The organism is Paraburkholderia sp. BR10141 (assembly GCF_056155635.1).
This window is the reverse complement of the sequence record NZ_JBMIQH010000040.1, coordinates 15,171-35,928: the sequence shown is the minus strand read 5'-3', so window position 1 is coordinate 35,928 and position 20,758 is coordinate 15,171. Positions and strand designations below refer to the sequence as shown.

The 20,758-nt window shown below is 67.0% G+C and carries 20 protein-coding genes; 4 read left to right on the top strand and 16 right to left on the bottom strand.

What is annotated here, in order from left to right:
* Positions 1 to 21: 21 nt before the first annotated feature.
* The 5 genes from ACOJB8_RS34895 to ACOJB8_RS34875 all read right to left on the bottom strand — a co-directional run bounded on the left by ACOJB8_RS34895 (position 22) and on the right by ACOJB8_RS34875 (position 6,862).
* Positions 22 to 1,665, bottom strand: a complete 1,644-nt coding sequence (locus tag ACOJB8_RS34895) for an ABC transporter permease (protein ID WP_342950265.1) — start codon at positions 1,663 to 1,665, stop codon at positions 22 to 24.
* Positions 1,666 to 1,720: 55 nt separating this feature from the next.
* Entirely contained in the window at positions 1,721 to 2,740 is a 1,020-nt protein-coding gene (locus tag ACOJB8_RS34890; RefSeq protein ID WP_475016732.1) for an iron ABC transporter substrate-binding protein, read from the bottom strand.
* A 42-nt stretch (positions 2,741 to 2,782) separates the two neighbouring features.
* Positions 2,783 to 4,090 (bottom strand): iron uptake transporter deferrochelatase/peroxidase subunit, encoded by a 1,308-nt coding sequence (gene efeB, locus ACOJB8_RS34885; protein ID WP_475016730.1) that lies wholly within the window; start codon positions 4,088 to 4,090, stop codon positions 2,783 to 2,785.
* Between the two features lie 2 nt (positions 4,091 to 4,092).
* Positions 4,093 to 5,253, bottom strand: coding sequence for an NHL repeat-containing protein (locus tag ACOJB8_RS34880; RefSeq protein ID WP_475016728.1), 1,161 nt, complete (start codon positions 5,251 to 5,253; stop codon positions 4,093 to 4,095).
* Between the two features lie 94 nt (positions 5,254 to 5,347).
* Entirely contained in the window at positions 5,348 to 6,862 is a 1,515-nt protein-coding gene (locus ACOJB8_RS34875; RefSeq protein WP_069268727.1) for a carbohydrate porin, read from the bottom strand.
* Between the two features lie 321 nt (positions 6,863 to 7,183).
* Here ACOJB8_RS34875 and ACOJB8_RS34870 point away from each other — a divergent pair, with 321 nt between their 5' ends.
* Positions 7,184 to 8,050, top strand: a complete 867-nt coding sequence (locus ACOJB8_RS34870; RefSeq protein WP_475016725.1) for an arylamine N-acetyltransferase family protein — start codon at positions 7,184 to 7,186, stop codon at positions 8,048 to 8,050.
* Between the two features lie 46 nt (positions 8,051 to 8,096).
* Entirely contained in the window at positions 8,097 to 8,801 is a 705-nt protein-coding gene (locus ACOJB8_RS34865; RefSeq protein ID WP_246089213.1) for a methyltransferase family protein, read from the top strand.
* 7 nt (positions 8,802 to 8,808) lie between these two features.
* Here the strand turns inward: ACOJB8_RS34865 and ACOJB8_RS34860 are convergent, their stop codons facing one another.
* The 7 genes from ACOJB8_RS34860 to ACOJB8_RS34830 form a co-directional block, all read right to left on the bottom strand.
* Positions 8,809 to 9,588: a hypothetical protein gene (locus ACOJB8_RS34860; protein ID WP_141710897.1), complete on the bottom strand. Its 780-nt coding sequence runs from the start codon at positions 9,586 to 9,588 to the stop codon at positions 8,809 to 8,811.
* A gap of 86 nt (positions 9,589 to 9,674) precedes the next feature.
* Entirely contained in the window at positions 9,675 to 9,830 is a 156-nt protein-coding gene (locus ACOJB8_RS34855) for a hypothetical protein (RefSeq protein ID WP_321927253.1), read from the bottom strand.
* Positions 9,805 to 10,809 (bottom strand): cytochrome d ubiquinol oxidase subunit II, encoded by a 1,005-nt coding sequence (gene cydB / locus ACOJB8_RS34850; RefSeq protein ID WP_254319536.1) that lies wholly within the window; start codon positions 10,807 to 10,809, stop codon positions 9,805 to 9,807. Before cydB ends, ACOJB8_RS34855 begins: the two co-directional genes overlap by 26 nt.
* A 37-nt stretch (positions 10,810 to 10,846) precedes the next feature.
* Entirely contained in the window at positions 10,847 to 12,286 is a 1,440-nt protein-coding gene (locus tag ACOJB8_RS34845; RefSeq protein WP_475016722.1) for a cytochrome ubiquinol oxidase subunit I, read from the bottom strand.
* 407 nt (positions 12,287 to 12,693) lie between these two features.
* On the bottom strand, positions 12,694 to 12,882 hold the full coding sequence (locus ACOJB8_RS34840) for a 4-oxalocrotonate tautomerase (RefSeq protein WP_028205614.1): 189 nt from the start codon (positions 12,880 to 12,882) through the stop codon (positions 12,694 to 12,696).
* A 42-nt stretch (positions 12,883 to 12,924) separates the two neighbouring features.
* Positions 12,925 to 13,701 carry a class II aldolase/adducin family protein gene (locus ACOJB8_RS34835; protein ID WP_475016720.1) on the bottom strand — a complete coding sequence of 259 codons (777 nt, stop codon included), beginning with the start codon at positions 13,699 to 13,701 and terminating at the stop codon, positions 12,925 to 12,927.
* Between the two features lie 10 nt (positions 13,702 to 13,711).
* Positions 13,712 to 14,659 carry an urea transporter gene (locus ACOJB8_RS34830; RefSeq protein ID WP_475016718.1) on the bottom strand — a complete coding sequence of 316 codons (948 nt, stop codon included), beginning with the start codon at positions 14,657 to 14,659 and terminating at the stop codon, positions 13,712 to 13,714.
* A 196-nt stretch (positions 14,660 to 14,855) separates the two neighbouring features.
* Here ACOJB8_RS34830 and ACOJB8_RS34825 point away from each other — a divergent pair, with 196 nt between their 5' ends.
* Positions 14,856 to 15,437 carry a putative glycolipid-binding domain-containing protein gene (locus tag ACOJB8_RS34825; RefSeq protein WP_342950252.1) on the top strand — a complete coding sequence of 194 codons (582 nt, stop codon included), beginning with the start codon at positions 14,856 to 14,858 and terminating at the stop codon, positions 15,435 to 15,437.
* Positions 15,438 to 15,455: 18 nt separating this feature from the next.
* On the opposite strand, the gene kch is transcribed toward ACOJB8_RS34825, so the two are convergent.
* The 4 genes from kch to ACOJB8_RS34805 form a co-directional block, all read right to left on the bottom strand.
* A complete protein-coding gene (gene kch, locus ACOJB8_RS34820; protein WP_342950253.1) occupies positions 15,456 to 16,637 on the bottom strand; it encodes a voltage-gated potassium channel protein in 1,182 nt (393 codons plus the stop codon).
* Entirely contained in the window at positions 16,634 to 17,518 is an 885-nt protein-coding gene (locus ACOJB8_RS34815) for a mechanosensitive ion channel family protein (protein WP_475016715.1), read from the bottom strand. The genes kch and ACOJB8_RS34815 overlap by 4 nt, the downstream gene beginning before the upstream one ends.
* 123 nt (positions 17,519 to 17,641) lie before the next feature.
* Complete coding sequence (locus ACOJB8_RS34810) at positions 17,642 to 18,178, bottom strand: GNAT family N-acetyltransferase (RefSeq protein ID WP_368619142.1); 537 nt, start codon at positions 18,176 to 18,178, stop codon at positions 17,642 to 17,644.
* A gap of 97 nt (positions 18,179 to 18,275) precedes the next feature.
* The gene (locus tag ACOJB8_RS34805) at positions 18,276 to 19,199 is read right to left on the bottom strand and encodes a DMT family transporter (RefSeq protein WP_069268737.1); all 924 of its coding nucleotides are present in this window, start codon (positions 19,197 to 19,199) and stop codon (positions 18,276 to 18,278) included.
* Positions 19,200 to 19,322: 123 nt separating this feature from the next.
* Here ACOJB8_RS34805 and ACOJB8_RS34800 point away from each other — a divergent pair, with 123 nt between their 5' ends.
* Positions 19,323 to 20,741, top strand: a complete 1,419-nt coding sequence (locus ACOJB8_RS34800) for an aminotransferase-like domain-containing protein (protein WP_475016712.1) — start codon at positions 19,323 to 19,325, stop codon at positions 20,739 to 20,741.
* Positions 20,742 to 20,758 lie beyond the last annotated feature (17 nt).

The following is a 20,758-nucleotide window of genomic DNA, read 5'->3' as shown; positions in this document are numbered from 1 at the left end:
AACTTTCGGGCTAACTGAGGCTCAGGCGTCGTCGGGCGGCGCGTTGATCGTATCGACCGGCATATTGACCGTTGCATGGCCCGCGAGCGCGGAGCGGCCCGCAAACGCGAACAGCAGACCCGAAGCGGCGAGCGAAAGTGCGGTGAGGAGCGCGGCATAGGGCGCGGCGGCCGCGAAGGCGAGCGTCGAGGTGTCGGTCCAGACCTGCGTGGCGAGCGTGTGCGTGCCGATGGGCGCGAGCAGCAGCGTGGCGTTCAGTTCGGTGACCACCGAGATGAATACCATCGAGGCCGCCGCGCCGAGGCCGGGACCCGCGAGCGGCAGCACGACGCGGCGCAACGTTGCGAACCATCCCAGGCCGAGCGCGCGCGCCGTATCTTCGAGGCGCTGCTGTGCTTGCAGGAGCGCCGCGCGCACACTAACGAGAGCCAGCGGCAGACAGAGGATCGCGTACGCCGTAATCAGCAGCGTGGTGCCCTGGTAGAGCGGTTCGAGCGCGCGCACCGCGAGGGAAACGATGGCAAGCGCAATGACGAGACCGGGCACGCCCTGCGCGATGAAGGCCGTGCGTTCGAGAAACGTGGCGGCGCGGCCGGGATGGCGCGCGAGCAAATACGCGAGCGGCAGCGCGAGCAGCGTGGTGAAAAACGCGGCCGTGAGTCCGAGGCGCAGCGAGGCGAACGTGGTCGAAACCAGCAACTCAGGCGAGACATCGGCGGGCGTGATGGCGGCGGCGCCGGGCTGCGTGAGCCAGTAGCCGATCATCGCGAGCGGCACGCCTAGCGTCGCCACATTGAGCGCGACGAAACCCGCCGCCATAGGCCAGCGCCAGCGGCCGAGCGCATGGCGCACGCTCACGCGGCGCGCGCCGCGATCCACGCGCTCGTAGCGCGCGCGTCCGCGCACGCGGAACTCGAGCACGAGGCACACGAGGCAGAGCAGGATCAGCACGCAGGCCAGCAGCGAGGCGCCGCCGCCATCGAAGCTCGTGCGGTATTCCGCGTAGATTTCGGTGGTGAACGTGCGAAAGCGCAGCAGTGTGAATGCGCCGAATTCGGAGAGCACGCCAAGCGCGACGAGCAGCATCGAGCCGAACAGCGCGGGACGCAGTTGCGGCAGCACGACGCGCACGAAAACAGCCCAGCGGTTGCAGCCGAGCGCGCGCGCCGATTCTTCGAGTGCGGGATCGAGGCCGCGCAGCGCGGCGGCCACGGGCAAATAGACGAGCGGGAAGTAGGCCGTCGTGATGACGATGAACGCGCCGAGGAAGTCCTGCAAATCGAGGCTCAGCGAGACCCACGCGTAGCTCGTGACGAACGCGGGCATGGCGAGCGGCGCGGCGGCGAGGAGCGCCCAGGCGCGCCGCCCCGGCACGTCAGTACGCTCGACGAGCCACGCCACCGCGGTGCCGAGCACAGCACAGGCGAGCGTGGCCGAAACGGTAATCGAGAGCGTGTTGACGAGCAACTCGCCAACCAGCGGCCGGAAGATCAGTTCGGCGGCGTCGGCCAGACCAAAGGACAGCGCGCGCCAGAACGTCAGCGCGAGCGGCAGCAGCACCAGCAGCGGGCCGAGCGCGGCGGCGGCGAAGAGCGCTCGCGGCGCACGCCGCCGCGCGCGCAGGGGCGGGACCCCCGCGACATCGACTTGATGAGACTTTGGCACGGCTTGCGCCGTCGTCACTGCTTCGCTCACGATATTGCTTCGTACTCCATGACGATTACAGCAGGCCAGCCTGACGCAGCAGCTTGCCCGCCTGGCTGTCGTCGCCGAGCTGCTGGATGGTCAGCGCGGGCGGCTTCAGCTGCTCGAACGGCTTGTTGATGGGGTCGCTCGCCACGCCGGGACGCAGCGGGTACTCGTAGCTGATGTGGTCCTGCGCCATCAGCTTCTGCGCGCGCTCGCTCACGAGGTAGGCGAGGAACTTCTGTGCCCCGTCCACATTGTGCGCGGACTTCATCACGGCGGCACCCGAAACATTGACGAGCGCGCCCACGTCGCCATCGGCGAAGTGCGCGACGGCGCTTTGCGTCTTCTTGTCGCCGATCTGCGCGTGCAGGCGGTCCCAGTAGTAGTTGTTGATGATGCCGGTGGCGACCGCGCCGCGATTCACGGCAGCGACCACGCCTTCGTCGTCGTCGAAGATCTGCGAGTTGGTCTTGAGACCCTTGAGCCATTCGAGCGTGGCGGCCTCGCCCTTCACGGCGAGCACGGCGTCGACGAGCGGCAGGAAGTCGGCGTCGCTCGGCGCGATGCCGACCTTGCCCTTCCATTCGGGTTTGGCGAGATCGAAAATCGACTTCGGCAATTGCGCGGGCTGCACCTTGGCCGTGTTGTACGCGAGCACGTTCTCGCGCGCGGTCACGCCCACCCATTGCCCTTGCGGCGAGTTGAAGCGTTCGGGCACGACCGCCAGCGTCGCTTTCTGCACGGGGGCGAGCAGACCCTTTTCTTCCAGCAGCATCAGTTCAGGCGAGTTTTCCGTGAAGTAGACGTCAGCGGGCGTCTTCTCGCCTTCGGCGACGAGCTGCGCCGCGAGCGCCGGGCCTTCGCCGCTGCGGATCTTCACGTCGATGCCGGTCTGCTGCTGGAAGTCTTTCGCAAGCTGGTTCACGACCTGCTCGTGCTGTGCGTTGTAGAGCGTGATCGAGGCCGCGTGCGCGGCGAGCGGCAGCATGCCGGCAAGCGCGAGCGAGAGGGTGGCGGCGCGCAGCGGCGCGCGCATCATGGAAAATTTCATATTGCTTCGTTGTCCGTTGTTATCGATTGATCTAAAGCGATCTCAGGCGCTGAACAGCTCCGCGCCGATGAACGAGCCCGCCTTCGCGCCGGGCGGGCACGCGAAGATCGCGCTGCCCACGTGCGTCGTGAACTGGTTCATCATGTCGAACTTCGCGAGCTTTTCGTTGATCGGAATGAAGCCCGTACGCGGGTCGCCCTGGTGGGCAATGAAGATGAGGCCCGCGTCATATTCGGTTTCCTGGCGCCACGGCGGCCAGCGCTCGATGTAGAAGTCCGTGCTGTCGTTGTACGAGTACGAGCGGCGCAGGATCTGCGCGCCGTTGTTCGACGCGCGATTCGAGAGACGCACGTGCGAGTTCTCGGGAATCTGCGGATTGCCGTCCTTGTCTTGCGCCTCGAGATCGACGTTGTCGAACTCCTTCATCTGGCCGAGAGGCGCGCCGCTGTATTTGTGGCGGCCGAACACCTGCTCCTGGAAGCCCAGTTCCATCTGGTCCCAGTGCTCCAGCGTGATGCGGATGCGGCGCACCACGGTATAGGTGCCGCCCTGCATCCAGGGCGCGTCGGCGGCGGTGGCCCAGACGAACTGGTTCATCGCCTTCGGGTCCGTGGTCGGCGGGTTGTTCGTGCCGTCCTTGAAGCCCATGAGGTTGCGCGGCGTTTGCGCGCGCGGGCCCGAGAGAAAGCCCGCCTGGCCCCAGCGCATCGTCAGGATGCCGTAGCCCTGGCGCGCGAGCTGGCGCACCGCGTGGAAAGCGACTTGCGCATCGTTGGCGCACGCCTGCACGAAGAGATCGCCGCCGGTTTTTTGCGCGATCAGCTGGTCGCCGTTGAAGCGCGGCAGGTCGACGAGTGCGGCGGGGCGCTTGCGCGCGAGACCGTAGCGATCCTTGTCCTGCGACGTGAAGAGACCGGGGCCGAAGCCGAAGGTGACCGTGAGGCCCGCCGGGCCGAGGCCCAGCACGTCGCCGGAGTCGGCCGCGGGGTGGTCGTCGCCGGTGTAGTCGAGCGCGGCAGCGGGCTGCGCCTGGCTCATGCGCGCCGCAGACTCGGTCCACTTGCGCAGCAGGTTGATGACGTCGTCGCGCGAGGTCGTCGTGAGGTCGAAGGCCGCGACATACGTGTGCGCCTGCTGCGGCGTCACGATGCCGCCCTGGTGCTCGCCGTAGAACGGCTCGACGGCGAGCATCGGGTCGGCGGGCATCGCGTGATGCTTTGCCTCGGCGGCCTGGGCGAGGCCGCTCGTGGCCGCGCCTGCGCCGAGGCTCGCGCCGAGCGCAGCGCCGGCTTTCAGGAAGCCGCGACGCGCGGGGCGCGATGGTTGGTTAGGGGTATCGTCGGAGGACATGATTATTTAGCCAGCACGAGAGTGTTCACGTCGTCTTCCACGTAGTAGAAGCCGTCGCCTGCCGGGGTCAGCGCGATGCCGAAAAGATCGCCGTTGCCCGGAGGCGTTTGCGCCTTGTCCGTATCGATCCAGCGCGCGTACAGCTGCTTTGCCGCGGCCGGGTCGATCTCGACGACCTGGCCGTTCAAGGCATTCGTCACGAGCAGGTGGCCCTGCGGCGTGGTGATCATGGCGAGCGGACGGTGCAGCAGGCCGTCGGCGGTCAGTTGGCGGCCCACGCCCGCGCTCGTGTCGCGCGTGAGCGGGTCTTCGATTACGTTGATGCGGTTGCCGATCGCGTCGGACACATAGAGCAGCTTGTTGTCCGCCGAAAGCGCGAGGCCGGTCGGGCCGACGAGGAAAACGCCCTTGTCCGCCTGCGCGCCGAAGCCGCTCGCCACCACGGTTTCGCTCTTCAGGACCGGCGCCTGGCCGCTCGGGATGTCGAGGTCGAGCCGCAGCACCGTGGCCTGCTTGAACACGGGCGGATTGCCGTCCGCGCCGCCGACGCCGAAGCCCGCATTGCTCACGAACAGCGTGGCGTGGTCGCCGTTGTCGACCACGGCCATGTTGCCCCACGGGTCATTGATGTTGGGACTGCTGATGACCTTGGCAATCTTGCCGCTGCTGTCGAGCACGATCATGCAGCCCGCGCCCTTGGTGCCGGTCGTGCCGTCGTTGCTCGGCGTGCTACCCACGATGACCCAGCCCGACTTGAGCATCGTCATCGCGGTCGAAAGGCCGACGCCGCCCGGGCACTCCTTGAGATCGCGCGGAATCGTCGCGAACAGCGACATCTGCTTCGTGTCAGGGTGATAGTCGATGATCGTGCTGCCGGTGCCCTGCAGGTTGGCCGCGTTGTTGAAGTTGTCGACCAGCACGTCGCCTTCTTTCACCGCGCCGGAGGAAACCGGCGCGACGAAGATCGCATACGGGTTCTGGTCGCCGTTGTCGGGCACGGTGTTGATGAGCGTGGTGTGATGCTTGACGGTCTCGAGCAGGCCCTGCGGGTCAGCGTGAGCGGCGAGCGGCGCGCCGGCGAGCGCCGCCGCGGCGGCAAGCGCGAGCGCGGAGCGGACCGCGTGGGCCGTGCGTTGCAGGAGCGTGCGCGTAGCGTGTTTCATACTGAATCTCCGTGCCTCGCGCGGCCGGCGCGCACGCCGGCAGGAAAACGCGAGGACTTGGGGTTGAACATGGGTCGGTTGCGCTTGCGTGGGCTTAGAACGTGATGTTGGTCCGCACGCCGATCACGAACGTATTGCGCAGCGGCGCGGTCGGATCCTGCGGATTCTGGCCGGCGCCTGCGTTGAACGTGTATTGCGCGTCAGCCTGGAGAATCCACCACGGCGTGACCTGATACTGATAGGTGGCTTCGAGCGCGGTTTCCTGCGTGCGCACGCCGTACGGACCGCCAGTAAACATCTGCTGGTCGAGGTCGAGGTTGTGCACGTTGTTGCCGACCTTGATGTAGGTGGCGGCAAGGCCCACGCTGTCGTTATCGCGTCCCTTGAACGGCGCCTTCATGACGATGCCGAGGTTGGCCGCGAGGCTCACGAGATTGCGGTCGCCGGGCGCGCCCATCACGCGCGCGAATACGCCGATGCTGCGCGGCTCGTCCGGATCGGGACGCCAGATCATCTGGTCGGCCACCGCATAGAAGCTGTAGTTGCCCTGGTGCTGCGCCGGGATGCCGGTCGAAGCCGGATTCGCGAGCGAAAGGCCCGTGTTGTCGAAACGCTGGTCGGCAAACGAGTTGGTGTTGTACCAGAAGCCAACCTTGTAGGTGCCGGGCAGGCCGTGATTGTCCGCACTGACCAGCTCGCCTTCGGACGGCTGGTTGATGGCGTACTGCAGCTCGCCGATCCACAACGTGCCGTTGCGCAGATTGAAGTTCGTACCACTAAGGTTGTTCGGATCGTTGCCGAGCGGGTCGCCTGAGAACACGCCTGCGAGTGCCGTCAACGAAGGTGTGATCTGCCCGCGCACGCGCACGCCGAGACCGGCGAGCGGATAGGCGGGACCGCCCGAGGGCATGTCGTACGAAGGCAGCGCCGGCCAGCCGAACATCGTGTTGATGAAGAGCGCCCCGTACTGGCTCACGATGAATTCCTGGTCGAGACTCTGCTGACCGATCTTCACGTCGAGGCGCTTGTTGAAGAACGATTGCTGGTACCACAGCTCCCACAGGCGCGTGGTCGGCGTCGCTTCGATGCCGCTCGCCGTGTTCAGCGTGCCGAGGTTCGACGTGCTCAGGTTGGTGCCGTGGATCTGCAGGGCGCTCACGTTGAAGAGGCCGCCCGGAATGCCGAGCGCCTTGCTCGTGTCGACCTGAACCGTTGCCGTTGTGAGGCCGTCGTACGCGCCGCCGGTCTTGAGGCCGCCGCGCAGGTTCGCGAGGTACTCGCTCGTCTCCGTGAGCTGGAACGTCACCCCGTATTTGCCGAGCCACGGCCGCAAGCCGCCCATGTCGCCGAGCATGTTCTGGCGCGTCCAGAAGCCCGTCCAGAAGTTCGACGGCTGCGCCTGAATGGCGAGGTCGGCTTCCGGCGCTTCTGGCGCGGCGTCGGGGTTCGCGTTGCTTTGGGCGCGTGCGGCTCCGCTCGCGAAAGTCACGCTCGCGGCAAGCACGGCAATGGCGCGCCACGCCGGTGCGCGCCGACGCGCCGGGCGGCCCGGCGCTGCGCTGCGCGAGCAGGCGAGCGCAGGCACGCGGACGGTTCGGGTCAATTCCATCGTATTCCTTACTTATTGAAATGTTCGCTTGATTGATCGCGTTGGCGTTTGTTATTCGCAAGCCGCTGAATACCCGACATCTCCAGACGGCGCCATCGTACTAACAGTAAATGCGAGCGTCAACAAAAACGAGAATGATTCGCAACCGTCTTACGCCTGTTTTACGCAGGATCACAGGATTTCTTGCGAAGTGCTTTCATTTGTGTATTTACAGATTACAGATCGTTAGCGTTTGATGAATCAGTCAGGCGAATGAAGTCGCTTATCATCGCGTGTGCGTACGCATGTTTTGCCGCACAAACTTCAAGACAAGCTGGCTCCATGACCGACATTTCCCCAGGCAACGAACTCGATCTCGACGCGTACTTCGCCCGCATCGGCTACGACGGTCCACGCACCGCGACACTCGCCGTCCTGCGCGAACTCCAGCGTCTGCACCCGCTTGCCATTCCTTTCGAGAATCTCGATCCGCTGGCGGGACGGCACGTATCGATCAAGCTCCCGGACATCGTCGCGAAACTCGTGACGAAGCGGCGCGGCGGCTACTGCTTCGAGCACAACACCTTGCTCGCGCACGTGCTCATGCAACTGGGTTTTACGGTCACCCCGCTCGCCGCACGTGTGCTGTACGGTCGTGAGCCCGGCGCGCGCACGCCGCGCACGCATATGCTGCTGCGCGTGGAGGCGCAGGGCGATACCTGGCTCGTCGACGGCGGCTTCGGTGCCGCGACGCTGCGCGCGCCGCTCTCGTTCTCGACCGATGCGGAACAGCCGACGCCGCACGAACCGGCGCGGCTCGTGACGTTGTCGGCGAACGAGCGCAAGCTGCAATTGCACGATGGCGAGAAGTGGTTCGATCTCTATCGCTTCGAATTGACGCCTGCCGAGTGGGTCGATTACGAAGTGGCGAACTGGTACACGTCGGCGTCGCCCGAGTCGTTCTTCACGTTCAGTCTGATCGCGTGCATCGCGCGCGAAGGCGGCCGCGCGATCCTGTTCAACGAGCGTTTTACCGAGCGCGATGCGCAAGGCCAGGTGAGCGAGGAGCGTAACCTCGCCAATGGAGCGGAACTCGCGCACTGTCTGCGCGAACGCTTCGGCATCGATCTCGCGGGCGGCGACGCGGGGCAGCGTATCGATGCCGACGCGCTATATGCGCGCATGACGTCGCACAGCGCCACGCAGTAGGCGCGAGCGAACGCGAGTCAGCGTCCCCGCGCGCAAGGAGGGCATCATGACTGAGCTGAAAATGACGAAAGCGCTAATGGCGAAGCTGTTCGTGCAAGTCGTAGTCTGGTTCGGATTGATGGGCGTGCTGTTGTTCGTTTCGGCGGGCACGCTGGCGTGGACGGCGGCGTGGCTCTGGCTCATCGAGTGGGCGTTATGCGGCGTGTGGATCGGCCTGTGGCTCGGGCGCGAAGATCCGGGTCTCCTGGTCGAGCGGCTCGCGCCGTTCGCGCAGCGCACGCAACAGCCGTGGGACCGCGTGTTCATGCTGTGCGTTTCGGTGGGCTTTTGCGCGTGGCTCTGCCTGATGGGAATCGACGCCGTGCGCATGGGCTGGTCGCGCGTACCGCTATGGCTCAGCGTGCTCGGCGCCATCTTCATCTTCGTCGATATCTACGCGACGCGCGCCGTGTTCGCGGCGAACCGCTTTGCGGCGCCCGTGGTGAAGATTCAGAGCGAACGCGGGCACACAGTCAGCGATACCGGACCGTATGCCTATGTGCGCCACCCGATGTATGGCTTCGCGTTGCTCTTTCTCGTCGGCACGCCGCTCATGCTCGGTTCGTGGTGGGGGCTTGCGTGCGTGCCCGTGATGGTCGTGGGGATCGGCTATCGCGCGGTGCGCGAAGAGCAAACGCTGGCGGAAAATCTGCCCGGCTACCGCGAGTATCTGGCGCGTGTGCGTTATCGCTTCGTGCCGGGCATCTGGTAGTGAGAGATTAGCTGGTGGAGGGCGAAGTCAAGGCTTGCGCGTAACGCCGATAAAGCCAGGCAAGTGCCGTGGTGGTGAGCAGCGCAAACACGATATTGCCGATGCTCTGGCCAATGGCGAGCGCGGTGAGCCACCCCGGCTGCCGCACGATTTCAGGCGTGACGCCCGCGAGGCCCATACCGATCAGCACGATCAGGCCGCACACCGCAATGGGCAGCGCGGCGACGAAGGTGACGCCAAAGAGGCTCCAAAAATGCCCGCGGCTGTCGCGCCAGGCGGCGCTGAAGGCGATCTTGCTGCCGACGGCGAGCGCCGGAAAGAGCAGCGAGAGGCGCACCGCCACGAACATCCAGATCGCAATGACCACCAGAAAGAGGAACGCGGCGCCGCCCTGGTATTGAGGCCGCAGCACGACCCACAGCAAGAGCGCGAAGGCGCCGAGCGCGACCGCCAGAATGAGACCGACCGCGAAAATACGCAGGAACGGCCTGGCCCCGGCCGGCATGAGCGGCGCGCTGCGCTCGCCTAGCAGCACGAAGCGCGAGATCTTGAGCGTGAACCAGAGGTAGAGAAGCGAATTCAGGAGCGAGGCGAGATTGCCGAGCGCAATGAGTCCGGCGGAAGGCGTTGCGCCTTCCGCCGGTACGGGCCGCCCGGCAAGCCCGAACCAGCCGAGCGCCGCGTAGATCACAAACGTTCCCGCAAGGAGAACCGGCATTTGCACGGCGGCCTGCCAGGCGCTCGCCCATGCGCGCTTGACGCATTCCATGAAGGTCATCTGTTGCATGAGGTTTTCGCACGGGTAACAGAGAGCCTACAGTCTAACGCGGCGCCGCGAAATCGAGGGCACTCGTGCGAATCCGCGCGTGCAACTCACTTCACTGCGAACAGCGTGAGGTTCATGAAGACCTTGAACGCGAACCCGAGCGAGACCGCCGCGCCCACGCCCGCACACCAGAGGAGTACGAACCATAGCCAGCCGGGCAGCGCGCGGCGCACCGTGTTAGTGGTAGTGATGGGTGTCGCCATGACGCACCTTGCCTCTAAAGACCCAGTAGCCGAGCATCGTGTACGCGAGGATGATCGGCAGAATGAACGCTGCGCCCGCGAGCGTGAACATCTGGCTCTCGCGCGGCGCGGCCGCTTCCCACAGCGTGAGGCCCTGCGGAATCGCATACGGCCACAGGCTCACGAGCAGGCCCGCATAGCCGAGCAGCACGAGACCGATAGCTGCGATGAAGGGCGTCTTGTGATGGCGCGCATGCACGGCCCAACGCATCCACGCGGCGCAGGCGAGCACGAGCAGCGGCACCGGCGCGAGACGCCAGAAGAGGCCCGAACGGAACCAGCGTTCAGCGATGGCCGGGTCCTGCAGCGGCGTCCACAGGCTCACGAGCGCGATGAAGCCGAGCAGCATGACCGTGAGCGGCCAGACGAGCTTGCGCAGGCGGCGCTGCAGGTCGCCCTCGGTCTTCGCCACGAGCCAGCAGCAGCCGAGCAGTGCATAGGTCGCGACGAGCCCGAAACCCGAGAGCAGGCTGAAGGGCGTGAGCCAGCCGAAGGCGTCGCCGGCGAACTGGCCGCCGTCCATCGGAATGCCTTGCAGGAACGCGCCGAGCGCGATGCCCTGGAAAAACGCCGCGCCCGTCGAGCCGCCGATGAACGCGAGGTCCCACAAGTGCTTCGTGCGATTGGCCTTGGCGCGGATCTCGAACGACACGCCGCGGAAGATCAGGCACGCGAGCATGAACACGAGCGGCAGGTAGAGCGCGGAGAGCACGGTCGAGTACACCACGGGAAACACGGCGAAGAGCCCCGCGCCGCCGAGCACGAGCCAGGTCTCGTTGCCGTCCCACACGGGCGCGACCGTGTTCATCATGAGATCGCGCTCATCCTCGTCGGGAAAGAGCGGAAACACGATGCCGATGCCGAGATCGAAGCCGTCCAGCACCACGTAGAGAAGAACGCCGAGCGCGATGATCGCGGCCCAGATGACGGTGACATCCATTTGCTTGCTAGCCTCGTAACGATGAATGCGGGGAGCCTCAGGCGTCGATCAGCTGATCGGCGGCGGACATGGGGCGGCGCGCGGTCTGACTCGCGCTGAGCGCAGGGTGGGCCACGCGCGGTTCACGTGGCTCGCGGGGCGCATGCGGCTTCGGGTCGGGCAGCGCGGGACCTTTGCGCAGAAGTTTGAGCAGATAGTAAATTCCCGTGCCGAATACGAGGAAGTACACCGCCACGAAAGCCATCAGCGAAATGCCCACCTGCTGGGCGGTGAGCGGCGACACTGCCTGCGCCGTGCGCATTACGCCGTAGACCACCCAGGGCTGACGGCCGGCTTCGGTCGTGACCCAGCCCGCGAGCAGCGTGATGAAGCCCGTCGGTCCCATGGCGAGCACGAATCGCTGGAACCAGCGCGATTCGTAGAGCGTGTCGCGGCGGCGCAGCACCCAGCCGATCACGCCGAGCAGGATCATCAGGATGCCTAAACCGACCATGACGCGGAAGCTCCAGAACAGCAGCGGCGAATTGGGCCGCTCGTCGGCGGGGAAGGACTTGAGTCCCTTGATCTCGCCGTCCCAGCTATGCGTGAGGATCAGGCTGCCCAGGTGCGGAATGGAAACGGCGTAGCGTGTCGTCTCGGCCTGCATGTCGGGAATGCCGAACAGATTGAGCGCGGTGCCGCCTTGTTCGGTGTCCCAGATGCCTTCGATCGCGGCGATCTTGGCGGGCTGATATTCGCGCGTATTCAGGCCGTGCGCATCGCCCACGAAGGCTTGCACCGGCGCGAGCACGAGCAGCAGACCGAGCGCCATCGAGAACATCTTCTTGATGGCGGGGTCGCGGCGTCCCTTGAGCAGATGCCACGCGCCGCTCGCGGCCACCACGAGCGCGGCCACGATGAACGCGGCGATCGCCATGTGCGCAAGACGATATGGGAACGACGGATTGAAGATGATCTTGAACCAGTCCACCGGTACGACATGGCCATCGACGATCTTGAAGCCTTGCGGCGTCTGCATCCAGCTATTCGAGGCGAGGATCCAGAACGTGGAGATGAGCGTGCCGATGGCGACCATCAGCGTCGCGCCGAAGTGGGCACGCGGGCTCACGCGGTTCCAGCCGAACAGCATGATGCCGAGGAAGCCCGCTTCGAGAAAGAACGCGGTCATGACTTCGTACATCAGCAGCGGCCCGGTGATGGGGCCCGCGAACGACGAGAAGCCGGACCAGTTGGTGCCGAACTCATAGCTCATGACGACGCCTGAGACGACGCCCATGCCGAAGGCCACGGCGAAGACCTTCGACCAGAACAGGCAAAGGTCCTTGTAGAACGGCTGGCGCGTTTTGAGCCAGCAGGCTTCGAGCACGGCGATGAAGCTCGCGAGGCCGATGGAGAGCGCCGGAAAGACGATGTGAAACGAAACGGTGAAGGCGAACTGCAGCCGGGCCAGGTCGAAGGCGGAAAGTGACGTGTGCATGTACGTGCCTGTTGCTTGCTTACCGGGAAAAGCGCGGAAGAAACGTCGCACGGCGAGGCAGTGGGGGCGCTGCGCTTCTCGTGCGATGGACGTAAGCGTAGGGGAACGGCGAAGGTTTTGCTGCGCTGCGACGTGCGCCAGCGTGTCGCAGTCGTCAATATCAAAGGGACGAAAACCTGCGCTAACGCATTGATACAGATCAATTTAGATTAAACACTCGTTGCGCAGCGGGGATGTGCGCAGAGCGTCGCGATGCGTCAATACACCGCGCTGCCGCATCGGGTGCGGCAACGTGCCTCGGCGTGCGGCGTCAGGATTCGTGCGGGGGAGAGTTCAGGCGCGCCTGGCGGCGCGAGCGACGCGTACGGCGCCAGGCGGTAAAGATCAGGAATGCGATAGAAGTGGCGTCAGCGCGGATCGCTCCACAGCTTGCCGGCCGTCGCCCAGTTTTCCGGCTTCACGTCGTGGAAGATGATGTCGACGGATTGCGGCTCGACGCCGAGCACCTTGCAGGTGGTCTCGGTCAGGGCGGCGGCGAGCTGGCGTTTTTGTTCGACGCTGCGGCCCTCGAACATTTCGATGTGGAACGTCGGCATGCGGGTCTCCTTGAAAGTGAGTGAAGCGATGGATGGGCGCGATCAGTCGCGGTACGACGAATCGATGCGATCGAGCTTGCGCAACAGCGCGGGCCATTCGAGCACGCCTTCGATCGCGCCGCCGTCGCGCAACTGCTCGGCCGTGCGTTCGGCCACCCCGGGCGGCGGCACGACGAGCGGCACGCCGCCGGCCTGAGCCTGCAGCTGGATTTCGCAGGCCTTGATGAGCGTCGCCATCAGCACGTAGGCTTCGGCCACTGTGCGGCCGGTGGTGAGCGTGCCGTGATTGCGCAGCAGCATGGCCGGCTGCGCGCCGAGGCTCGCCGTGAGGCGCGTGCCTTCGGCAGGCGTGAAGGCGAGGCCTTCATAGTCGTGCCACGCGAGCTGGCCGTAAAAACGCAGCGCGTGCTGCGAGGCGGGCAGGAGGCCGTCGCGCTGGATCGATACGGCAATGCCCGCCGTATTGTGCAGATGCATCACGCACACGGCGTCGGGCCGCGCAAGATGCACGGCCGCGTGCAGCGCGAAGCCGGTGGCGTTCACGGGGTGCTCGCTTGCGCCGACGATACGGCCGTCGGTGTCGATCTTCACGAGGTTCGAGGCGCGCACTTCGTCGAAGGCGAGGCCGAACGGATTGATGAGAAAGCGGCCCGCCTCGCCTGGTATGGCGGTGGAAACATGCGTGTAGATCAGGTCGTCCCAGCCGTTGAGTGCGATGAGGCGGTAAGCGGCGGCGAGATCGACGCGCAGTTGCTGCTCGGCGGTGGAGCGCGGCGCGGTCTCGGCGCAGATGCTCGTCGGACGATGGGCGAAAGACATGGCGATTCCTTCAGCGGACGATGGGCTCTTCAGGCGGCGTCGATGGCGCGGGGCGCAGGCGTCGCGCTGCCGCGTGCACACTCCAGCTTGCCAGCACGAACGGCGCGGTCAGCGCTGGCAGTCCGCAGCGCACGGCGGCCAGATGCAGGGCTGCGGCGAGCATGGTCGCACAGATCGCGGCGCGTGTGCCGAGCGCGCAGACCGCGAGCGCGGCAAGCGCGCCGTTGAAGCCGGCGAGGCCCGCGCCGAAGGCGTCCGGGCTCGCGCCGCACGCGAGTTCGAGCGTGCTCGCGAGCGCCGCGCCGCCGAGCGCATAGGCGGCCGCGCGCCGCGACGACCAGGCGAGGCCCGCGAGCACGCACAGGCCCGCCGCCGCGCCCGAGGCAAAGGTGGTCTGCGCGAGGCCGCTCAACACGCCGGCGGCGGCGTGTGCGGCCGCGGCGAGCGGTGTGCCGTGCGGGGCCAGCGGGGCTGCGGCGATTGCGCTGGCGACGGGAGCGCTGCCCGGGTGCAGCGGCAGCCAGCTCCAGGTCGCGATGAGGCAGGGGACGGAATACAGCCCGAGCCGGGCGCGTGCGAGGTGGCGGTCCAATGGCCCGGCGATCCACGCGCTCGCACCGCCCGCGATGAGGGCAAGCGCGGCCGCCGTGCCCGCATCGCCGACGAAGGTGAACGCCGCGAGCGCGGCGAGCGCGCCGTTGTAGCCTGCGAGGCCGTCGCGGATCGCCGCGTCCGCATGGCCCGCCACGACCGCGCAGACGTTGGCCGCCGCGGCGCCGAGCAGGGCGGCGAAAGCCAGCCGCCAGTCGGTGAGCGCGAGCGCTGCGAGCAGGCACGCGCCCGTTCCCGCATGCGCCTGCAGCACGATCTGGCCGAGGCTGCGCAAAAGCGCACCGACGGCGGCGGTATCGGCGGTACGGGCGGTGGCGCCGGAAGCGGCGCAAAATCGGGCGGACATGGCGAAGGCGTGGCGGGCGGGTACGGGCCGGTGCGGTCGCCGTGCGAGGCGCAGGGCCGGCCAGAGTGCGAGCATAGGGGATGCGGACCGCCTCGCGCATGCGCGTGGGTTGATAGTCGCTATTTGTTGACGGGTTACGATACGCGCAAGGCGGTTGTCGTGATTATCCAGAGACAGTCTGCACGGGAGGCGAACGATGCGTGAAGTGCGTTGGGCATCCGAGACGGGCGAGGGTATCGAGCATCTGGCGTTCGATGCGCATTGCGGCCCGAAGTTTGGCGAAAAAGGCGACACGATCCGCGCGGAAAGCGTGGTCATCGGCGAGCGCTACGGCAAGTCCTATGGCCTGTGTTACGCCATCGAGTGCGACGCGCAGTGGCGCGTGCGCTGGGCGGCGTTTCGCGTGATGGGCGGCGGCTCGCTCGTGCTCCACAGCGACGGCAAGGGCCACTGGACCGACGGCGAGGGGCGCGCACTGGAAGCGCTCGACGGCTGCATCGACATCGACATCGCCGCGACGCCGTACACGAACACGCTGCCGATCCGGCGTCTGGGCCTCGCGCGCGGCGAGCGCCAGCCGATCCGTGTGGTGTACATCGCCGCGCCCGAACTGGAGCCCAAGCCTGTCGAGCAGGCCTATGTGTGCATCGAGCGCGACCGCGAGTATCGCTACGAAGGCATCTTTCGCGACTTCACGGCGAACCTGCGCGTGGATGAAGATGGGCTCGTGATCGACTATCCGACGCTGTTCCGGCGTCTGCCGCCGCCGGACCGATAGCACGCGGCGACACCACGCTTACACCGCGCCGCCTGGACTCTTGCCGAACAGCAGTTGTTCGACCAGCGTGTTGTCGATGGTTTCGTTGTTCAGCGTGCGAGCGAGCAGTTCGCCCGCGAGCAGTTGCGGCGAAAACACCATATCCGGCTGCAACAGGCGCAGCCGCTGCAGGTTGCGGCTGTCGTTGACGAGCGCCACGGTGCGCACCTTCGGCGCGATCTCCTTGATGGCGAGAATCACGAAGGCATTCTCGGCGTCGTCCGAGCGCAGCGCGAGCGCGGCGAGCGCGGTTTCCGCGCCCGCGTTGTGCAGCGTGGCGGTGTCGCTCGCATCGCCGACGATGAGATCGGCCTCCGGTGGATAGTTGTGCGGAATATTCGGCGCGACGATCACGGTCGCCGCGTAGCCGCGCTTGAGGAGCCCTGCGTACACGCTATGTGCGAGCGGCGACGCACCGACGATCAAATAGTGGTTCTTGCGGGTCACGTTGGAAATGCCTCCCTTCACGATGCGTTTCAAATGGCCGCCGATCACGGGCCCGATCACAGCGCTGATCGACGTCGCGAACACGGTGATGCCGAGCACGATGATCGAAGCCGTAAAGAGCCGCGCGGTGTCCGAGCGCGGCACGATATCGCCGTAGCCGACCGTGGACATCGACACGATCGAGAAGTAGAACGCCGTGACGAGGTTGCGGATAGGCGGGTCGAAATCGTCGCCGAGATACAGCGAGCCGAACACCGCATAGACGATCAATGAGCCAATGCTCAGGAATGCGAACAGCGAGCCCGCGGCGACGCTCGCGCGATCGAAATGGCGCCAGTAGTAGATCAGCGCGCAGGCAAGCGCGAGTGAGAAGCCGGCGAGCGCGTGGCTGCGATAGTCGCCCCACAGACAGATGCTGGCCGCGCCGGCGAGCAGCACCAGTGAAAGCACCCAAGCCACGCGCGCCCGCAGCGCGATGCCGAACGACATCATCGTGAGGCCGGTCGCGACGAGCGCCTGGGGCAGCGCGAGCACGCCGAACGCGTTGATGAGCGTGATCCAGTCGTCGAACCAGTTGCCGCGCGCGTGTTCGAGCGCTTTCTGCGCGACCGGGCGCACCAGCAGCAGGCCGTCGATCACCAGCAGCACGGCCAGGTAGCCGTGCGGCACGAGCCCTCTGGCGTAGCCGCGCGGGCGGCGCGCGTACGCGCTCATTGCTGCGCGTGTTGCGTCGGCTGTGTCGGTTGCTCGGGCTGCGCCGGTTGCGTCTGCACGATGTGCAGCTCGCGCGTGCGCAGGGGCAGCGAGCAGTGCGCGTCATTGAGCACCTGGCGGACCTTGCGCGACAGTTCCCAGCGCATCTCCCAGAAGGTGTCGATATTCGACCACACGCGCACATTGAGCACGGCGGTGCTGTCGTCGAAACGCGTCACCATCACCTGCGGCGCGGGCGAGGCCAGCACGCGCGGGTCGGCGGCGGCGAGCGTGCGCAATGCGTCGATGGCGCGGTTCACGTCGTCGCGCACCGACACTTCCACTTCGAGGTCGAGCCGACGCGTGGGATTGCGGCTGTAGTTGCGGATCGAATTGCTCCACAGCGCGCTGTTCGGCACGTATTCGCAGATGCCGTCCGGTTTCGTGAGGCGCGTGGTGAAGAGGTTCACTTCCTCGACGGTGCCCGCGACGCTGGCGCCGGCGCTGCCATCGATATAGTCGCCCACCTTGAACGGCCGCAGCAGCAACAGCATGATGCCGGCCGCGATGTTCTGCAGCGTGCCTTGCAGCGCGAGACCGATGGCAAGACCGGCCGCGCCGAGCACCGCGACGATGCTGGCGGTCTGGATGCCGATTTGCGGGAGCGCGCCGATCACGGCAACGAGGCGCACGCCCCACACGGCGGTGTCGCGCACGATGGGGCGCAGCGTGGGATCGATGCCGCCGCCGCGCCGCTTGATCCAGTTGCCCACGCGCCGGGAGAGCCACCAACCGAACCAGAGGATCGCGAAGGCCGCGCACAAGCGCAGCGCGAGCGCGGAGAGCGCGTCCCACAGGAAGCCCCAGTTGGACGGGTGCAGGTGTTCGAGGAGGGGTTGCATGGCGAATCAGTCCTTGTCTGCGGAGCCGTGGGTCCGGCTCCGTTGCGAAAGGACGTATTGTACGAGCGGCGTTTCGCTGGCGGCGCGCGTGTGGCGTGCCGCCATGCGTTTGAGCGCCGGGCGTCAGCCCTTGGGCGGTGTGTCCGCGCCCGGCCCGAGCGTGCGCTGCATGAGCGCGGTGTCGCGCCACTCGCCGTGCTTGAAGCCGACACCGCGCAGCGTGCCGGTCAGCGAGAAGCCCAGGCGCTCGTGCAATTTGAGCGAGCCGCCGCGCGGGTCTGCGACCACGGCGATCATCTGCCGCCACGGGCCCGCCTCGCAGCGCTCGATCAGCGCGTTGAGCAGCGTGTGGCCGAGTCCGCGGCCGCGAAACGCCTCGTCGATATAGATCGAATCTTCGACCGTGAAGCGGTACGCCGGACGCGGCCGGTAGGGCGTGGCGTAGCAGTAGCCCGCCACCTGGCCGTCGATCTCGGCGACGAGCCAGGGCAGGCCATGTTCGCGCACGGCGGCGTGGCGACGCAGGAGTTCGTCGAGCGTGGGCGGCGTCTCCTCGAACGACGCCGTGCCGTGCAGCACGTGGTGTGCGTAGATCGCGGCGATGGCGGGAAAGTCGTCGGCAGTGGCGTCGCGCACGAGCGCGTCGGGGTGTGGGTTCATCGGTTGGAGCGAGCGCGAAGGCAAATGAGAAGGAGGTTTGCGTTCCTCACTATGCCTCGCGCAGGCGCGCTTTTGAAGCGTGCCAAAAAAGCCCGGTCTAGACGCGCTGCGTGCCCGCGCGATTCGCGACAGCGGAAGCGCCGCCTGCGCGCCCGAAGCGCCGTGCGCCGGCCACGCACGCGATCACCACGGCGGTGACGGCGATCATCGCGGGCGGCACGGCTTCGTGCAGCAGCAGCGCCGCGAGCACGAAGCCGAAGAACGGCTGCAGCAACTGCAACTGCCCGACGCCTGCAATGCCGCCGAGCGCGAGCCCGCGATACCAGAACACGAAGCCGATCAGCATGCTGAAGAGCGACACATAGGCGAGCCCCCACCACGAGGCCGCGCCCACCGCTGCGAACGACGCGGGCCGCAGCCACCACGCGAGCGGCGCCATCACGGGCAGCGAGATCACGAGCGCCCAGCAGATCACCTGCCAGCCGCCCAGGCGCCGCGAGAGCCGCGCGCCTTCCGCATAGCCGAGCCCGCACACGATGATCGCGCCGAGCATGAGCGCGTCGCCGAGCGGCGAGGCGTCGATGCCATGACGCAGCGCGAACGCCACCACGGCGGCGCTGCCCGCCGCGGAAAAGATCCAGAAGGCCGGCTGCGGACGCTCGCCCGCACGCAACACGCCGAACACGGCCGTGGCGAGCGGCAGCAAGCCGACGAACACAATGGCGTGCGCCGAACTCACGTGCTGGAGCGCGAGCGCGGTGAGGAGCGGAAAGCCCACCACCACGCCGAGCGCGACGATGACGAGCGGCCAGACCTCGGCGCGCGCGGGCCGTGCGGCGCGCAGCGCAAGAAGCAGCAGCACGCTGATCATGCCCGCGATGGTCGCACGCACGCTGGTGAGGAACACGGGGGCGAAGCCGAGCACGGCGAGCCGCGTGGCGGGCAGCGAGCCGCTGAAGATGAGGACGCCTGCGAGGCCGCAGAGCCAGCCATCGGTGGTGGAATCGAGCGTTTTGCGCATGGATGGGCTTGGGCAAGAGGAGCATCGGTGATCGGTCCGCTGATGATGCGCGCCGCGCCGTGCGAAGGTAAGCTACAGATCAGTACAATTTGTTCAAACTGTATTGAACACGGAGCAGTACAGATGAAAGACAGAGCGAGGACGCAAGCCCTGCCCATGACGCGCGTCGAGCAGGTGATGCAGGCGCTGCGCGAGCGCATTGCCGCGCGCTCGCTGGCTGCGGGCGCGCGCGTGCCGTCCATCCGGGCGATGAGCGGGCAGCTTGGCGTGTCGAATTCGACGGTGGTGGAGGCCTACGAGCGCCTCGTCGCCGAAGGCGTGCTCGTCGCGCGGCGCGGCGCCGGATTTTTCGTGGCCGGGCACGCGCCGCCGCTCGCGCTCGCCGCGCTCGGGCCGCAGCTCGACCGCGAGATCGATCCGCTCTGGCTCACGCGCCAGTCGCTGCAGACCGAGGCTGACGCGCTGCGTCCCGGCTGCGGCTGGTTGCCCGCCTCGTGGCTGCCGCAGGACGCCGTGCGGCGCGCGCTGCGCGCCCTTGCACGCGACCCGCGCGCGCCGCTCACCGATTACGCGTCGCCGCTCGGCCTGCCGGCGCTGCGCCAGCAGCTGGCATGGCGGCTCGGCCAGCACGGCGTGGAGGCCGCGCCCGAGCAGATCGTGCTGACCGATGGCGGCACCCAGGCGCTCGACCTGCTGTGCCGCTTTCTGCTGGAGCCGGGCGACGCCGTGCTCGTGGACGACCCGTGCTACTTCAATTTCCAGGCGCTGCTGCGCGCGCATCGCGTGCGCGTGGTCGGGGTGCCGTACACGCCGACGGGCCCGGATCTCGCCGCGTTCGAGCGCACGCTGGCCGAATCGCGCCCGCGCCTTTACGTGACGAACTCGGCGGTCCACAATCCCACCGGCGCGACGCTCGCGCCCGCGGTCGCGCATCGCCTGCTCAAGCTCGCGGAGGAGCACGACCTTCTGATCGTCGAGGACGACATCTTCGCCGACTTCGAAATCGAGCCCGCGCCGCGCCTCGCGGCCTTCGACGGGCTCGCGCGCGTCGTGACGATCGGCAGCTTTTCGAAGACGATGTCTGCCGCGGCGCGCTGCGGTTTCATCGCGGCGCGCGCCGACTGGATCGAGCCGCTCGTGGATCTCAAGCTCGCGGTCTCGTTCGGCAACGGGGAGATGGTGGCGGAACTCGTGCACCGCCTGCTCGTGGACGGCACGTATCGGCGGCACCTGGACGGCTTGCGCGCGAAGCTCGCCGACGCCATGGGCGAAACGCTGCAGCGGCTTTCGGCGCTGGGCCTGAGCGCATGGACGCGGCCGCAGGCGGGCCTATTCGTATGGGCGCAGTTGCCGGACGGACTCGACGCGGCGCAGATCGCGCGCGAGGCGCTGGGGGAAGGCGTGGTGCTCGCGCCGGGCAACGTGTTCAGCGTGTCGCGCAGCGCGAGCGATTTTCTGCGTTTCAATGTTTCGCAGTGCAATCGTCCCAAGGTCTACGAAACATTGCAGCGTGCGATGGAGCGGGTGGCGCAGCCGGCATGAAGCGGCTGCGCCCGAGC

Coding starts and splice junctions, on each gene's coding strand:
- ACOJB8_RS34860 (WP_141710897.1), bottom strand. CDS start 9,588: ATGCAACAGATGACCTTCATGGAATGCGTCAAGCGCGCATGGGCGAGC.
- ACOJB8_RS34840 (WP_028205614.1), bottom strand. CDS start 12,882: ATGCCGACGTTCCACATCGAAATGTTCGAGGGCCGCAGCGTCGAACAA.
- ACOJB8_RS34835 (WP_475016720.1), bottom strand. CDS start 13,701: ATGTCTTTCGCCCATCGTCCGACGAGCATCTGCGCCGAGACCGCGCCG.
- ACOJB8_RS34845 (WP_475016722.1), bottom strand. CDS start 12,286: ATGCACACGTCACTTTCCGCCTTCGACCTGGCCCGGCTGCAGTTCGCC.
- ACOJB8_RS34830 (WP_475016718.1), bottom strand. CDS start 14,659: ATGTCCGCCCGATTTTGCGCCGCTTCCGGCGCCACCGCCCGTACCGCC.
- ACOJB8_RS34825 (WP_342950252.1), top strand. CDS start 14,856: ATGCGTGAAGTGCGTTGGGCATCCGAGACGGGCGAGGGTATCGAGCAT.
- ACOJB8_RS34870 (WP_475016725.1), top strand. CDS start 7,184: ATGACCGACATTTCCCCAGGCAACGAACTCGATCTCGACGCGTACTTC.
- ACOJB8_RS34865 (WP_246089213.1), top strand. CDS start 8,097: ATGACTGAGCTGAAAATGACGAAAGCGCTAATGGCGAAGCTGTTCGTG.
- ACOJB8_RS34810 (WP_368619142.1), bottom strand. CDS start 18,178: ATGAACCCACACCCCGACGCGCTCGTGCGCGACGCCACTGCCGACGAC.
- kch (WP_342950253.1), bottom strand. CDS start 16,637: ATGAGCGCGTACGCGCGCCGCCCGCGCGGCTACGCCAGAGGGCTCGTG.
- efeB (WP_475016730.1), bottom strand. CDS start 4,090: ATGTCCTCCGACGATACCCCTAACCAACCATCGCGCCCCGCGCGTCGC.
- ACOJB8_RS34890 (WP_475016732.1), bottom strand. CDS start 2,740: ATGAAATTTTCCATGATGCGCGCGCCGCTGCGCGCCGCCACCCTCTCG.
- ACOJB8_RS34880 (WP_475016728.1), bottom strand. CDS start 5,253: ATGAAACACGCTACGCGCACGCTCCTGCAACGCACGGCCCACGCGGTC.
- ACOJB8_RS34855 (WP_321927253.1), bottom strand. CDS start 9,830: ATGGCGACACCCATCACTACCACTAACACGGTGCGCCGCGCGCTGCCC.
- ACOJB8_RS34805 (WP_069268737.1), bottom strand. CDS start 19,199: ATGCGCAAAACGCTCGATTCCACCACCGATGGCTGGCTCTGCGGCCTC.
- ACOJB8_RS34815 (WP_475016715.1), bottom strand. CDS start 17,518: ATGCAACCCCTCCTCGAACACCTGCACCCGTCCAACTGGGGCTTCCTG.
- cydB (WP_254319536.1), bottom strand. CDS start 10,809: ATGGATGTCACCGTCATCTGGGCCGCGATCATCGCGCTCGGCGTTCTT.
- ACOJB8_RS34875 (WP_069268727.1), bottom strand. CDS start 6,862: ATGGAATTGACCCGAACCGTCCGCGTGCCTGCGCTCGCCTGCTCGCGC.
- ACOJB8_RS34800 (WP_475016712.1), top strand. CDS start 19,323: ATGAAAGACAGAGCGAGGACGCAAGCCCTGCCCATGACGCGCGTCGAG.